The sequence below is a fragment of the Pseudoxanthomonas jiangsuensis genome, assembly GCF_010093185.1.
Taxonomy (GTDB): Bacteria; Pseudomonadota; Gammaproteobacteria; order Xanthomonadales; family Xanthomonadaceae; genus Pseudoxanthomonas; species Pseudoxanthomonas jiangsuensis.
On record NZ_PDWL01000001.1, the window covers coordinates 284,136 to 297,994 of the forward strand.

Consider the following 13,859-nt stretch of genomic DNA (forward strand, 5'->3'; position numbering starts at 1 on the left):
CGGCGCGGGCCGCGCGCGGAGCGCGCACTATAGCCTGCCGCGCCTGCGCCGACGTTGCGGCCGCGATGCTTCAGCGTCCCGCCGGCGCGGCGATCGCGGCCCTTGGGCGCAGCGTACGGCCGCTGCGGCCGGTTACCATTGGCCGATGCCGCACACCACCCTGCGCCACCGCAGCCGCCATCTGGAACTGCACCGCACCGAGCGGGTCGGCTGGCTGCGCGCGGCGGTGCTGGGCGCCAACGACGGCATCGTCTCGGTCGCCGGCGTGGTGGTCGCCGTGGCCGCCAGCGGCGCCGGCGACGCGGCGGTGCTCACCGCCGGGATCGCGGCCACCGTGGCCGGGGCGATGTCGATGGCCGCCGGCGAGTACGTCTCGGTGCAGTCGCAGGCCGATACCGAGCAGGCCGACATCGCCACCGAGATCCGCGAGCTGCGCGAGGACCCGGAGGCGGAGCTGGAGGAACTGGCGCGGATCTACGAGCTGCGCGGCCTGGATCCGGCGCTGGCCCGCCAGGTCGCCGAACGGCTCACCGCGCACGACGCGCTCGGCGCCCACGCCCGCGACGAGCTGGGCATCAGTGAAAGCCTGCGCGCGCGCCCGGTGCAGGCGGCACTGGCCTCGGCCGCGGCATTCTGCGCCGGGGCTTTGCTGCCGATCCTGGCCACGCTGCTGGCACCGGCCATGCGCCCCGGGGGGGTGGTCCCCGCCAGTACCGTGGTCGGCCTGTTGCTGTCCGGCGCCCTGGCCGCCCACGCCGGCGGTGCGCCGGTGCTCCGCGGCGCCGTGCGGGTCGGCTTCTGGGGCGCCTTGGCGATGCTCGCCGCGCACCTGGTCGGCAGCGCGGTGCCCTGAGCCCGGAAGCGCGATGGATACGCCTGTCAGTCCCTCCCGCCTGCTGCTCGCCGAACGGGCCGATCTGGCCGCGGTCGATCCGCAGCCGGCCGCGGCGCGGCGCTCATTCCCGTCCCCGGCGGTCCGTCCGCCCCGTCCCAGGAGTTCCGCCATGTCCCGCATCCGCCTCCATCGCCTGGCTCCGGCCCTGCTGCTGGCCCTGCTGCCGCCGCTCGCCGCGGCGCGCGTTTCCGGTCCGGCTCCGGCGCAGGTACCGGGCGTGTACCAGCACGCGGCCGGTGACCTGCGGGTGACCGCCTTGCTCGACGGCGTCGTCGCCCTGCCCGCGCAGCTGCTGTCCGGGCTGCCGCCGGCGGAGATCGCCGGGCTGCTGGCGCGCGGCCACGTGCCCGTCGACACCCAGGGCGTGCAGACCGCGGTCAACGCCTTCCTGGTGCGCGCCGGCGACACCCTGGTGCTGGTCGATGCCGGCACCGCCGACTGCTTCGGCCCGGCCCTGGGCCAGGTCCCGGCCAACCTGCGCGCCGCCGGCTACGACCCGGCCCAGGTCGACCACGTGCTGCTGACCCATGCCCATCCGGACCACATGTGCGGCCTGCGCGACGCGCAGGGCGGGGCGGCCTATCCCAACGCCACGGTCTGGCTGTCGCAGGCCGATGCCGACCACTGGCTGGATCCGGCCTCCGAAGCCAGGGCGCCAGAGGGTGCGCGCGCCAGCTTCGCCATGGCCCGGCGCGCGATCGCGCCATACCAAGCCGCCGGGCGGGTGGAGCGCTTCGCCCCGGGCCAGGCCCTGCCCGCCGGCGCGACCGCGCTGGATACCCACGGGCACACTCCCGGCCACGTGTCCTACCTGTTCGGCCGCGGCGCGCAGGGCCTGCTGGTCTGGGGCGACGTGCTGCACTCGCACGCGGTGCAGTTCGCCCATCCGCATGCCAGCATCGAGTTCGACAGCGACCGCGGCGCCGCGACCGCCGCGCGCGGCAGGATGCTGGCGCAGGCCAGTGGCGAAGGCTGGTGGGTCGCGGGTGCGCACCTGCCGTTCCCGGGCCTGGGCCACGTGCGCCGCGAGGGCGAGGCCTATGCCTGGGTGCCGGTCGAATTCGGGCCGCTGCCCGGCGCGGATTGAACCCCTGGCGCGGGAGCGGTCACGGCGACCCTGCAGGGGTCAATCCGTCACCACACCGTCCGCGCCGAACCCCAGCCAGCCCGACACGATCGCGCGGGCCTCGTCCACGCCCTGCTTGCTCTCGCTGGAGAACGCCTGCACCCCCACCTGGTCGCCGTGCGCGGCGGCCAGTTCGCGGCGCACCGCGGCCACCGCCTGCGCCTGCTGGCCGCGGCCGAGCTTGTCGGCCTTGGTCAGCAGGGCGTGCGCGGGCAGGCCGCGGGCCACGGCGTAGGCGATCATCTGCCGGTCGTAATCCTTGAGCGGATGGCGGATGTCCATCACCACCACCAGCCCGCGCAGGGCCTCGCGGCTGCGGAACCAGCCGTCGAGGAACTTCTCCCAATGCGCCTTCATCTCCATCGGCACCTTGGCGTAGCCGTAGCCGGGCAGGTCGACCAGGTGGCGGTCCGGGGCGACCTCGAAGTACACCAGCTGCTGGGTGCGGCCGGGGGTCTTGGAGACCCGGGCCAGGGCGTTCTGCCGGGTCAGGGCGTTGAGCGCGCTGGACTTGCCGGCGTTGGAGCGGCCGGCGAAGGCCACCTCGAAGCCGCCATCGGGCGGCAGCTGCTTGGGCGTATGCGCCGAGCCCAGGTAATGGGCCTTCTCGAGCGGATTGGACATGGGTATAGGATCGCATGCCCGCCCGCCCTGCGGCCCGGGCATCGCCGCGGCTTCGCGGCGCCGCCGGTTTCATTGACCGTCCCGCCCCGGCTTGGGGATAATCCCGATGTTTCGCGGCCGTTCACCCGGCCGCCCATCGGGTACCCGGAGCTCTAGCATGCGCCACGCTCGCGTCATCGCCCTTGCAGGTCTGGCCATTGCGGCCACCGCCGTCGCCGCCTACGCCGCCCAGACCACGGTGGTCCCGGTGCCGGACAACGCCCCGGTGCAGACCGCACCGCTGGAAGTGGATCTGAGCAAGACCCAGTGGGGCGATGCCGAGGCCGGCGCCGGCAAGGCCGCCGCCTGCGGCGCCTGCCACGGCGCCGACGGCAACCCGGACGTACCCACGTACCCGCGCCTGGCCGGCCAGAGCGAGCGCTACATCGCCCGCCAGCTGGCGCTGTTCGCCAGCGGCGAGCGCCACAGCGGCCTGGCCGCGGTGATGGCGCCGTTCGCCCAGGCCCTGAGCCCGCAGGACATGCGCGACGTCGGCGCCTACTTCGCCCGGCAGAAGGCCGGCGCCGGCGTGGCCGACGACACCGTGGTCGCCGATGGCCCCTATGCCGGGCTGAAGTTCTACGAGATCGGCCAGCAGCTGTACCGCGGCGGCGCCCCGGAGCGCGGCATCCCGGCCTGCCTGGCCTGCCACGGCCCGACCGGCGCCGGCAATCCCGGCCCGGCCTACCCGCACATCGGCGGCCAGCAGGCCGACTACACCACCCAGCGCCTGACCGAGTACAAGGCCGGCGTGACCAGCGAGAAGGACCCGGCGCTGTTCCACATCATGGCCCAGGTCACCGCGAAGCTGACCGAACAGGAGATCGGCGCGCTGTCCAGCTACATCCAGGGCCTGCACGACCGCGCCGACGACGTGGCCGCTGCCGGAGCCGCGTCGAAGCAGTGAACTTCGGAGGCTGGCCGCGGTCCGAAGCGGTGCAGTCCCTCCCTGCTGCACGGACACGCCGGCCCTCGGGCCGGCGTCGTCTTTTCCGCTCCCGGCGAACGTCGCCGGCCCATGCCGTCCCGACCAGGAATCCCCGCGTGATCAAGCCCCTGCTGACCGGCCTGCTGTTCGCCGCCCTGGCCTGGCTGCCCGCCGCGCAGGCGGCCGATGCGCCGGTCGCTGGCCAGGACTACGTCGAGATCGACGCCGGGCCGTGGGCGGGCAAGCCCGGCCGGATCGAGGTGGCCGAGGTGTTCGGCTACACCTGCCCGCACTGCGCCCACCTGGAGCCGCAGCTGCGGCAATGGAAGGCCCGGCAGGGCAAGGACGTGGACCTGGTGCCCGTCCCCGCCGCCTTCGGCGGCAGCTGGGATCCCTGGGCCCGGGCCTATTTCGCCGCCGACAGCCTGGGCGTGGCCGCGCGCACCCACCAAGCGGTGTTCGACGCGATCCACGCCAACGGCACCCTGCCGCGCAACGCCACCGCGCAGGAACTGGCGGCGTTCTACGCCGGCCAGGGTGTGGATCCCGAACGTTTCCGCGCCGCCCTGGCCGATCCGAAGGTGGAGGCGCAGCTGCGCCGCTCGGCGGCTTTCGTTCGCGCCGCCGGCCTGGAAGGCACCCCGACCTTGGTGGTCAACGGCCGCTACCGGGTCCAGGCGCGCGGCTTCGACGACATGCTGCGCACCGCCGACTGGCTGATCGCGCGCGAACGCGCCGCGGCCAAGGCGGCCGCGACTTCCCGTTGACGGCCGCCGGCCGATCCTCGTTCCCCTGGAGACCCCGACCATGAAGATGCGCCTGAGCCTGAGCCTGACCCTGCCCCTGCTGCTGAGCCTGGCCGCCTGTTCCGGCCAGGACGCGCCGGCTCCGGCCACCCAGACCCCGGCGGCCGAGGCCGCCGCGGCCCCCGCTCCGGCCGCGGACGCTGCACCGGCCGACGCGGCGGGCACGCCCGCGCCCGCCGCCGACACCGCCGCCAGCGAGCCGGCCACCCCGCCGCCGGCGCCGCAGCCGCCCAGTGGTCCGGCCCCGGTGGCCGGTGTGGACTACGTCGAGATCCCCAACGGCCAGCCGTTCCAGCCCACCGCCGGCAAGATCGAGGTGGCCGAGGTGTTCGGCTACACCTGCCCGCACTGCGCCCAGTTCGAGCCGGTGCTCAACGCCTGGAAGGCGCGCCAGCCGGCCGACGTGCAGGTGACCCCGGTGCCGGCGGCCTTCGGCGGCTACTGGACCCCGTACGCGCGCGCCTTCTACACCGCCGAGACCCTGGGCGTGCTGGCGCAGACCCACGACGCGGTGTTCGCCGCCATCCACCTGCAGCGCAGGCTGCCGGTGAACGCCAACGTCGGCGCCGCCGAGCTGGCCCCGTTCTACGCCCAGTTCGGGGTGGACGCCAAGCGCTTCACCGACACCTTCAACAGCTTCGGCGTGGACGCCAAGATCAACCGCGCGCGCCAGTTCGCGACCCGGGCCAAGATCGAGGGCACCCCGTCGCTGGTGGTCGCCGGCAAGTACACCATCAGCGTGGACCAGGGCGGCTTCGAGAAGATGCTCAACACCGCCGACTGGCTGATCGCACAGGAGCGCGGCGGCACGCGCTGACCGCAGGCCGCCGCACCGCTCCCGCATGGGCACCCCCACGCCCCCGCCCGATCCCGCCGCCATCGAGCCCGCCGCGAACGCGGCGGCCACGCGCACGCTGCGGGTGCTCAGCGCCAACATCCAAGCCGGCTCCAGCACCCGCCGCTACAGCGACTACGTGACCCGCAGCTGGTCGCACGCGCTGCCGGCCGGCAGCAAGCGCACCAGCCTGGACGCGATCGCGCAGCTGGCCAGCGGCCACGACATCGTCGGCCTGCAGGAGGCCGACCCGGGCAGCCTGCGCTCGGGCTTCACCAACCAGACCCACTACCTGGCCCAGCGCGCCGGCTTCCACTATTGGACCCACCAGCCCAACCGCAGCGTCGGCGGCGTGGCTTCCAGCGCCAACGGCCTGCTCAGCAAGCTCGAGCCGGTGCGCACCAGCGACCACGCCCTGCCCGGCCGGATCAAGGGCCGCGGGGTGCTGCTGGGCCACTTCGGCGACGACCGCGAGGGCCTGACCGTGGCCGTGGCCCACCTGTCGCTGGGGGCGAAGTCGCGGCTGGCGCAGCTGTCGTTCATCGCCGAGATCCTGCAGGACCATCCCAACGCGGTGCTGATGGGCGACTTCAACTGCCTGCCCGACCAGCCGGAGATGGAGATCCTCTACCGCAACACCCGCCTGCGCCCGCCCGAGTGCGCGGTGCCGACCTTCCCCAGCTGGAAGCCGCAGCGGGCGATCGACCACATCCTGGTCAGCGGCGAGCTCAAGTGCGCCGGCGCGCGCGCCGTGCCCGCGGCGTTCTCCGATCACCTGGCGCTGGCGATGGAGATCGAGGTGCCGGAGAGCGCACTGCGCAGCTGAGCGACTCCTGCCGCTGGAAGCAGCAAACGATCAGAACCCGTAGCGCAGGAACCCGCCGTCCACCGCGATGCATTCGCCGGTGACGTAGGACGAGGCCGGCAGGCACAGGAAGGCCACCGCCGCAGCCACTTCCTCCGGCTCGCCGACCCGGCGCATCGGCGTGCGCTCGATCACTTCCTCGTAGTAGTCCGGGTCGGCCAGGGGCCCGGAGGTGCGGCGGGTGCGGATGTACCACGGCGCCACCGCGTTGACCCGGATCCCGTCCTCGGCCCACTCGCAGGCCAGGTTGCGGGTCATCTGGTGCAAAGCGGCCTTGGTCATGCCGTAGACCACCCCGCTGCGCACGTGGGTGATGCCGGAGACGCTGCCGACGTTGACGATCGCCGAGGCCGCGTGCCGCGCCAGCAGCGGCCGTGCATAGCGCGAGAGCTCGAAGGCCGAGAACAGGTTGGTCTCGAAGATCGCGCGCCACTCGTCCTCGGTGTAGTCCACCGCGGCCTTGGTGACGTTGCCGCCGGCGTTGTTGACCAGGATGTGCAGGCCCTCGTCGTGGTCCTCGACCCAGTCCAGGATCGCCTGGCGGTCGCCGTCGTCGGCCACGTCCGCGGCCATCGCCCGGAAGCGCTGGTCCGGGTGGCGCTCGGCCAGTTCGTCGCAGGCCTGCTGCAGGGCGTCCTCGCGGCGCGCCACCAGCAGGAGGTCGGCGCCCAGCGCCGCCAGTTCGCGCGCGATCGCCAGGCCGATGCCGGCGCTGGCGCCGGTCACCAGCGCGAGCCTTCCCTCCAGCCGCCAGCGGTTCGTATCCATGCGGCGTAGGATAGCGCCGGGCTTCCCGTGGAGTGCAGCGATGTCCGGACGCAACCGATCCATCCTTCGGCGCACCGCGCTCCTGCTCGTCGCGCTGCTGGCGCTGGCCGCGCTCGCCGCCTGCCGGCGCGAACCGCCGCCGACCGAGCAGCCGCCCGAGCCGCAGGCGCAGGCCCATACCGAGCTGCGCGACGCGATCCAGGCGCCGCAGGAGCAGGCCAAGGCAGTGGAGGACACCCTGCAGCAGGGCGCCGACGCACAGCGCGCGCAGATCGACGCGGCCGAGGGCGGCTGATCCCTCGCCGGAAACGAAACGGCCCCGCCATGGCGGGGCCGTCCGATCGGGATGCGATGCGGGCTACAGCCCGCAGAAGCAGTACGCCAGCGACTTCACCGGCGCGCCGCCGCGGTCCTTGACCGCGTTCTCGACGAAGCGCAGCTGGGCCTCGGTCTCCGGCATGGTCCGCGCCAGCGCGGCACGGGCCAGGCCCGAATCCTCGAGCAGGGCCGCGCCGATGCGGCTGCCGGCGAAGCCGGACATGAACTGCGCGAACGGCGTGGCCGCCTTCTCCACGTAGCTGACCCGGTACTTGCCCGACTCCAGCTTGACCCGCGCGGCGGCATCAGCGATCGCCTCGCGCAGCCCGCCCAGCTCGTCCACCAGCCCGCGCTCCTTCGCCTGCGCGCCGCTCCACACCCGGCCGCGGGCGACCGCGTCGATCGCCTCCACCGGCTTGCCGCGCGCGGCGGCGACCTTGCCGGTGAAGTCGGCGTAGCCCTTGTCGATCACCGACTGGATCACCTGGCCCACCGCCGGGTCCAGCGGCCGGGTCACGTCGAAGGCGCCGGCGAAGCGGGTGGTGCCCACGCCGTCGGTGTGCACGCCGATCTTGTCCAGGGTGCGGGTGAAGTTGGGGATCAGGCCGAAGATGCCGATCGAGCCGGTGATGGTCGAAGGATCGGCCCAGATCCGGTCGGCGTTCATGCTGATCCAGTAACCGCCGGAGGCGGCCAGGTCGCCCATCGACACCACCACCGGCTTGCCGGCCTGCTTCAGCAGCTCGACCTCGCGGCGGATCTGCTCGGAGGCGAACACCTCGCCGCCGGGCGAATCCACCCGCAGGACCACGGCCTTGACCTTGTCCTCCTCGCGCGCCTGGCGCAGCAGGGCGGCGGTGGACTCGCCGCCGATGCGGCCGGCCGGCTGGTCGCCGCCGGTGATCTCGCCCTCGGCCACCACCACCGCCACCTGCGGCCGGTTGTCCACCGGCAGGCGCTTGCTGTCGATCTGGGTCAGGTAGCCGCCCAGCGACACGCTGCGGAAGCCGAGGTCGTCGTCCTCGTCGGCTACGCCGCGCTCGGCCAGCAGGTCCAGCACCTGCTCGCGGGTCTTCAGCCCGTCCACCAGCTTCTGCTCGAGCGCGAACTTGGCCAGGTCGCCGCCGGCGGCGGCGATCCCCGCCGGCAGGTCGTCGATCCCAGCCTGCAGCTGCGCCGGGTCGAGCTTGCGCGCGGCGGCGACGTCGGCCACGTAGCGCTGCCAGACGTCGTTCATCCAGTACAGGTCCGCTTCCTTGGACTCCGGCGAGGCGGCATCGAGGATGTACGGCTCGGCCGCGGACTTGTACTCGCCGACCCGGAACAGGTGCACGTCCACGCCCAGCTTTTCCTGCAGGCCCTGGCGGAAGTACTGGCGGTAGCGGCCGTAACCTTCCAGCAGCAGGCCGCCCATCGGGTCCAGGTAGACCTCGTCGGCCTGGGCCAGCAGCAGGTACTGCGGCTGACCGATGTTCTCGCCGAAGGCCACCACCTGCTTGCCGGCCGCGCGCAGCTCGCCCAGCGCGCGGGCGATCTCGCGCATCGAGGCCTGGCCGGAGGGCTGCAGTTTGTCCAGCTGCAGCACGACCCGCTCGATGTGCCTGTCGTCCTTGGCCGCCTCGATCGCGCGCAGCAGGTCGCGCAGCTGCACTTCCTCGGCCGCGCTGTCGCCCAGGGCCTTGGCCAGGGCGCGGGTCACCGGGTCGGCGGTGAACTGCTCGACCACGCGCCCTTCCGGCGCGATCACCAGGGTGGTGCGCTCCTTCAGCGGCTGCACCCCGTTGCCGCGGCCGACCGCGGCCACGAACACGATCAGGACCAGGAACAGCAGCCCGAAGAACAGCAGGTTCAGGATCAGCCGGCGGGTGAAATTCATCACGTCCCACAGGCCGACGAAGAACGCGGCGATGGGATTGCGACGAGAGGGAAGCGGCGGCGGCTGGTTCATCAAGGACTCCGGCGGGACGGCGGGCGTTTCTGTGGTCTTGCGGGCAGCATAGCCGCTGCCCCGGGCGGTTTCATGCGCCTGAAGTCACCGTGCCGGAGGTCGTGGCGGCCGGCGGCGGCAGCCGGCGCAGGCTCCAGGCCAGGCGCCAGCCCATCAGCACGGCGGCCGCGGCCAGGCCCAGGATCAGGCCGGTCCACATGCCCTGCGGGCCCCAACCGAGCCCCAGGCCGAGGCCGGCGCCCAGCGGCATGCCCAGGCCCCAGTACGAGGCCATCGCCAGGAACATCGGCACCCGGGTGTCGCGCAGACCGCGCAGGGCGCCGGCGGACATCACCTGGATCCCGTCGGGGAACTGGAAGGTGGCCGCGTACAGCAGCAGGCTCGAGGCCAGCGCCGCCACCGCCAGGTCGCGGGTGTAGACCGCCACGATCGCGTCGTGGCCCAGCAGCAGGACCAGCGCCGACAGGGTCTGGGTCAGCAGGACGATGGCGTAGCCGGCGCGCGCGGCGCGGCGCACCCCGTGCGGATCGCCGGCGCCCAGGGCCCGTCCGACCCGCACCGTGGTCGCCTCGGCCAGGCCCATCGGCACCATGAAGCACAGGGCGGAAACGTTGATCGCGATCTGGTGGGCGGCGGCCGGGACCTCGCCCAGGCGCGCGATCAGCAGCGCGGTGACGATGAACAGCCCGCCCTCCATCAGCACCGTCACCCCGATCGGCAGGCCGGTGGCCAGCAGTTCGCGGATCGCGCCCCAGCGCGGCGCCTCGAAGCGCGCGAACAGGCCCAGCGGCGCGAACCGCTTCGACCGCGCCAGGTACGCGGCGAAGCACGCAGCCTGCAGCCACATCACCGTGGCCGAGGCCGCGCCCAGCCCGGCTGCGCCCAGCTCCGGCAGCGGACCGAGGCCGAAGGTGAGCGCATAGCCCAGCGGCGCCAGCACCGCCAGCCCGCCGAAGCCCAGCAGCATGGTCGGCAGGGTCCAGTGCAGGCCCTCGCTGAGGTAGCGCATGCAGAAGAACAGGATCAGCGCCGGCACGCCCCAGCGCACCGCGTGGGCGAAGGCGGTGGCGCCGGGAATGATGTCGGCGGCGATCCCGAACGCGCCCAGCGCGTACGGCACCGCGCTGAGGAAGGCGAACATCACCAATCCCAGGCCCAGGCCCAGCCACAGCGCCTGGCGGAACAGCGGCGCGATCGCGTCGCGGCGGCCGGCGCCGTCCAGCTGCGAGATCGAGGCGGTCAGCGCGATCAGGGTCCCGATCGGCACCATCATCGGCAGCCACAAAAGCGCGGTGCCGACCGTGACCGCGGCCAGGGTGCGGGTGCCGTGGTGGCCGGCGATGACGTTGTCGACGAAGCTGATCAGGCCGGTGGACACGTGGCCCAGCACCAGCGGCAGGGCGAGCGTGGCGGTGGCGCGCAGTTCGTGGCCGAACCGCGGCACCGGCGTGGCGGGGGAGGACATGGAGGACGCTCTGCGGGCTGCGGTCGCGCCCGCATGCGTGTGGCGGACACTGGCACCGGGCTCCGGCGGGCCGCTATCTTACCCTTCGCACGGGGACTCCCACCAAGACAGACCATGAGCGCAAGCCATCCGGCCGCCTGCGAGAACTGCGCCGCGCCTTTGCACGGGCCGTTCTGCCACCGTTGCGGCCAGGCCGCGCACAGCCCGGTGCGCAGCTTCGCCCACGCCGTGGAAGAAGTGTTCGAATCGTTCTGGCACCTGGACGGGCGGATCTTCCGCACGCTGCGCCGGCTGCTGGTCCCCGGCGCCCTGGCCGCCGACTACCTGGCCGGCCGCCGCGCGCCGTACGTGGCGCCGATGCGGCTGTTCGTGATCCTGTGCGTGCTGGCGTTCTTTGTCGGCAAGCTGACCGTGCACTTCGACGAAGGCGAGGCCGGCGGCCTTCCTGTGCCCCGGGTCGAGGTCGACGCCGGCGACGGGACCACCCGCGACCTGGCCCGGGCCGGCACGGTCGCCGACGTCGAACGGATCCGCGAGCGGGCGATCGCTGACCTGGAGCAGACCCGCGCGGGCCTGTCGGCGGCCCCGGCGATGGTCCGTCGCGGCGTCGACCAGGGCATCGACGGCGGCATCGCGGCCGTGCGGCGCCAGGCCGACAGGCGCATCGCCGAGCTGGGCGGCACCCCGGCCGCGCCGGTCGAACCGGCGACACCGCCGGCGACGGCGGCGGCCCGCTCCGACACCGAAGCGGGCAACGCAGCCGAAAAGCAGGCCGGCGGCTGGCTCGAGCGCCAGGTCCGGCGCATCGACCGCAACCTGGGCACCCTGCAGCAGGATCCGGAGCGGCTCATGCTCGCCTTCCTCGGCGGCGTGCCGACGATGCTGTTCCTGTTCGTGCCGCTGTTCGCGCTGCTGCTGAAGCTGTTCTACCTCGGCAGCGGCCGCCTCTACCTGGAGCACTTGGTGGTGGCCCTGTACAGCCATGCCTTCCTCAGCCTGGCCCTGCTCGCCCAGTTCGTTTTGCTGGCGCTGGAGGACTGGGCCGCGCCGCGCCTGGCGCTGGCCGGCAGCGCGGTCGGCCTGCTGTCGCTGCTGCTGTGGCTGTGGGTGCCGGCCTACCTTCTGCTGATGCAAAGGCGCGTCTATGGCCAGCCGTGGTGGCTGACCGCGCTCAAGTTCCTGGTGATCGGCTCGGCCTACACCTCGGTCCTGGTGGTCTGCGTGACCGGCCTGCTGGTGTGGAGCATCGCCCGGCTCTGAACCGGCGACACGGGCGGCGCCTCAGCGCCGGCTGCGCTGCTCGATCCAGGCCGCGCGCCGGTCCGCCGGCTGCGCCAGCAGTTGCCGCCGCAGCGCGGCGCGCTCATCGGCCGGGGTGCGCCGGCCCAGTTCGCCCAGCTGCGCGCGCGCACCGGCTGGCAGCGCGCGCAGCGCCGCCAGCACGGCGTCGCGTTCGTCCTCGTCCACGTAGCCCAGCAGCGGCTGCAGCGAAGGCCAGTCCGCGCCCAGCGCCGGGCCCAGCCACCAGCCGCGGCGCTCCATTCCGTCGAGGGCGGCGAAGCGCGCCTGCAATGCTTCGCGCTCGGCTGCGGGCAGCGCGGCGAACGCGCCGTCCGCCGCGCGCAGCTGCGCCTGTTCGTACGCCGGCAAGGCCTGCCAGGCGGCGATGCGCGCCGGCCCGGCGTCGACGGTCACGGGCAGGCCGGATGCTGCGGGCGGCTGACCCTCGGCGCCGGCTTCGCGGTCGATCCGGCTGTCCGGGGCGCCGGCCAGGTGCCAGGCCAGCAGGTCGAAGCGTTCGACCAGCGGCTCGACCGCGGTCTCTTCCACCGCCGGCGGCAGGTCCGCGGCCGCCGCGGCGGCCGGTGCGTCGTCGGGCAGGGGTTCGACCAGGATCGGACCGGGGTCGTGCACGCGCAGGTCATCGGCCTGGGCCTCGCCACCAGCACCGGGCACGGACGATCCGGGCAACGCCGGCCGCAGCCACACCGTCGCCGCCAGGGCCGCGGCGCAGGCCAGCAGCACCAGCACCACCCACGGCCAGCGCCGGCGCGGCCGCGCGACGGCGTCCTCCGGGGCCGGCGCGGCGGCGCGGGGTACGGGGACGGCCAGGCCGCGACCGGCCAACGCCGCCTCGCGCAGGTCGGCGATCCACAGCAGCCGGCGCGGCGGCAGCTCGCGCCCGGCCTGCTGCACTGCCTGGGCCAGCGCGTACCAGGCCTGCGCATCGACCTCGCCGGCGGCGTCGCGCGGGCAGGCCAGGGCCAGCTGAGCGCGGTAGGCCTCCAGCTCCAGCCCCAGCGCCTCGGCCGCCGGCACTTCGTCCAGCCCGGCCGCCAGCCGCAGCAGCAGTGCCCGGCGCGGTAACGGCGGCAGCGGCGACAGGGCCTCCAGCGCGGGCGGCCACTGCCCGTCGCCGGCCTCCAGCGGCGAGGCCGCCAGCAGCCGCCAGAAGCGGTCCGGCCACTGCGCCATCGGCAGGCGCCCGGCCTGGGACTGGAAGGCGCGGATGGCCGCGGCCAAGGCCTGGCCCGCCGCCTCGGCGCGGCCACCCTGCAGCCACAGGAACAGCCAGGCGCGGCGCTCGTTGCCACGCACGAAGGCGGCCAATGCCGCAGGAACCGCTTCACCCGTGCTCAATGGAACCGCACCTGCCACCGCCTTTCATGGCCCGCGATCATACGACCGGGCCGGCGGTCGGGGCCGTCTTGACAGCGCCGTCACAGCTGTTCCAGCCCGCTGTCACAAGGCTTGCGCCGGATCCGGTTGTGCACAGCGGCACGGGCGTTGACAGGGCGGGGCCGCATTCAGAGCTTGCGCCCATGCCATGCCGGTGTTTCACGGTCAAGCCCATGATTCCATTTGGATTTTTACTATGGCGTTTTTTTGACCAGATCGAGGTTCAGGCCTGTTTTTGCCTGTCTGGCGCGTGAAGCACGAAGCTCATGCACACGTTTATCCACAGCAAGTGTGGATAAGCCTGAATCCCCAACTGTGACGGTGGTTTACATCGCTTTTGTCGGCCGGCCCGGAGCAATGTGCCGCAAGCGTCGCGTCCGCCCATCGTGCCTCGCCGTAGACTGGCGCCGATGTCCCTCCCCGCCCCCGCCTGCCCGCTCTCTCCTATGCCCATCTGACACCGCCGCCGAATAGAGAGTTGTGAGTCTGTGCTGGGCGCTGATCTGTGCGCATATATAAACATCATCATCTCAGGAGCTGAACCAACACAAACAAAGAATAAT

Annotated in this window: 13 protein-coding genes; 8 read left to right on the forward strand and 5 right to left on the reverse strand. The window is 73.3% G+C overall.

The features are described 5' to 3' along the window. Positions 1-160: 160 nt before the first annotated feature. Complete coding sequence (locus tag CSC62_RS01365) at positions 161-853, forward strand: VIT1/CCC1 transporter family protein (RefSeq protein WP_162404387.1); 693 nt, start codon at positions 161-163, stop codon at positions 851-853. A 151-nt stretch (positions 854-1,004) separates the two neighbouring features. Further along, positions 1,005-1,982 carry an MBL fold metallo-hydrolase gene (locus CSC62_RS01370; RefSeq protein ID WP_162404361.1) on the forward strand — a complete coding sequence of 326 codons (978 nt, stop codon included), beginning with the start codon at positions 1,005-1,007 and terminating at the stop codon, positions 1,980-1,982. Between the two features lie 39 nt (positions 1,983-2,021). Here CSC62_RS01370 and yihA read toward each other — a convergent pair whose 3' ends face one another. Further along, the gene (yihA, locus tag CSC62_RS01375; protein WP_162404362.1) at positions 2,022-2,645 is read right to left on the reverse strand and encodes a ribosome biogenesis GTP-binding protein YihA/YsxC; all 624 of its coding nucleotides are present in this window, start codon (positions 2,643-2,645) and stop codon (positions 2,022-2,024) included. Positions 2,646-2,802: 157 nt separating this feature from the next. Between yihA and CSC62_RS01380 the strand changes: the two genes are divergently transcribed. From CSC62_RS01380 to CSC62_RS01395, 4 genes are all read left to right on the forward strand, one after another. Continuing rightward, positions 2,803-3,591 (forward strand): c-type cytochrome, encoded by a 789-nt coding sequence (locus CSC62_RS01380; protein ID WP_162404363.1) that lies wholly within the window; start codon positions 2,803-2,805, stop codon positions 3,589-3,591. 140 nt (positions 3,592-3,731) lie between these two features. Then, positions 3,732-4,379: a thiol:disulfide interchange protein DsbA/DsbL gene (locus CSC62_RS01385; RefSeq protein ID WP_162404388.1), complete on the forward strand. Its 648-nt coding sequence runs from the start codon at positions 3,732-3,734 to the stop codon at positions 4,377-4,379. A 40-nt stretch (positions 4,380-4,419) separates the two neighbouring features. Further along, positions 4,420-5,235: a thiol:disulfide interchange protein DsbA/DsbL gene (locus tag CSC62_RS01390; protein ID WP_162404364.1), complete on the forward strand. Its 816-nt coding sequence runs from the start codon at positions 4,420-4,422 to the stop codon at positions 5,233-5,235. Positions 5,236-5,338: 103 nt separating this feature from the next. After that, a complete protein-coding gene (locus CSC62_RS01395; RefSeq protein WP_162404389.1) occupies positions 5,339-6,079 on the forward strand; it encodes an endonuclease/exonuclease/phosphatase family protein in 741 nt (246 codons plus the stop codon). Positions 6,080-6,109: 30 nt separating this feature from the next. On the opposite strand, the gene CSC62_RS01400 is transcribed toward CSC62_RS01395, so the two are convergent. After that, on the reverse strand, positions 6,110-6,886 hold the full coding sequence (locus CSC62_RS01400) for an SDR family oxidoreductase (protein ID WP_162404365.1): 777 nt from the start codon (positions 6,884-6,886) through the stop codon (positions 6,110-6,112). A 40-nt stretch (positions 6,887-6,926) separates the two neighbouring features. Here CSC62_RS01400 and CSC62_RS01405 point away from each other — a divergent pair, with 40 nt between their 5' ends. After that, on the forward strand, positions 6,927-7,181 hold the full coding sequence (locus CSC62_RS01405) for a hypothetical protein (protein WP_162404366.1): 255 nt from the start codon (positions 6,927-6,929) through the stop codon (positions 7,179-7,181). Positions 7,182-7,244: 63 nt separating this feature from the next. On the opposite strand, the gene sppA is transcribed toward CSC62_RS01405, so the two are convergent. Next, positions 7,245-9,152 carry a signal peptide peptidase SppA gene (sppA, locus tag CSC62_RS01410; RefSeq protein WP_162404367.1) on the reverse strand — a complete coding sequence of 636 codons (1,908 nt, stop codon included), beginning with the start codon at positions 9,150-9,152 and terminating at the stop codon, positions 7,245-7,247. Between the two features lie 70 nt (positions 9,153-9,222). Next, on the reverse strand, positions 9,223-10,617 hold the full coding sequence (locus CSC62_RS01415) for an MATE family efflux transporter (RefSeq protein WP_162404368.1): 1,395 nt from the start codon (positions 10,615-10,617) through the stop codon (positions 9,223-9,225). 114 nt (positions 10,618-10,731) lie between these two features. Here CSC62_RS01415 and CSC62_RS01420 point away from each other — a divergent pair, with 114 nt between their 5' ends. Beyond that, positions 10,732-11,877, forward strand: a complete 1,146-nt coding sequence (locus tag CSC62_RS01420; protein WP_162404369.1) for a DUF3667 domain-containing protein — start codon at positions 10,732-10,734, stop codon at positions 11,875-11,877. A 21-nt stretch (positions 11,878-11,898) separates the two neighbouring features. Here the strand turns inward: CSC62_RS01420 and CSC62_RS17920 are convergent, their stop codons facing one another. After that, entirely contained in the window at positions 11,899-13,257 is a 1,359-nt protein-coding gene (locus tag CSC62_RS17920) for a hypothetical protein (RefSeq protein WP_246194100.1), read from the reverse strand. Positions 13,258-13,859: the final 602 nt, after the last annotated feature.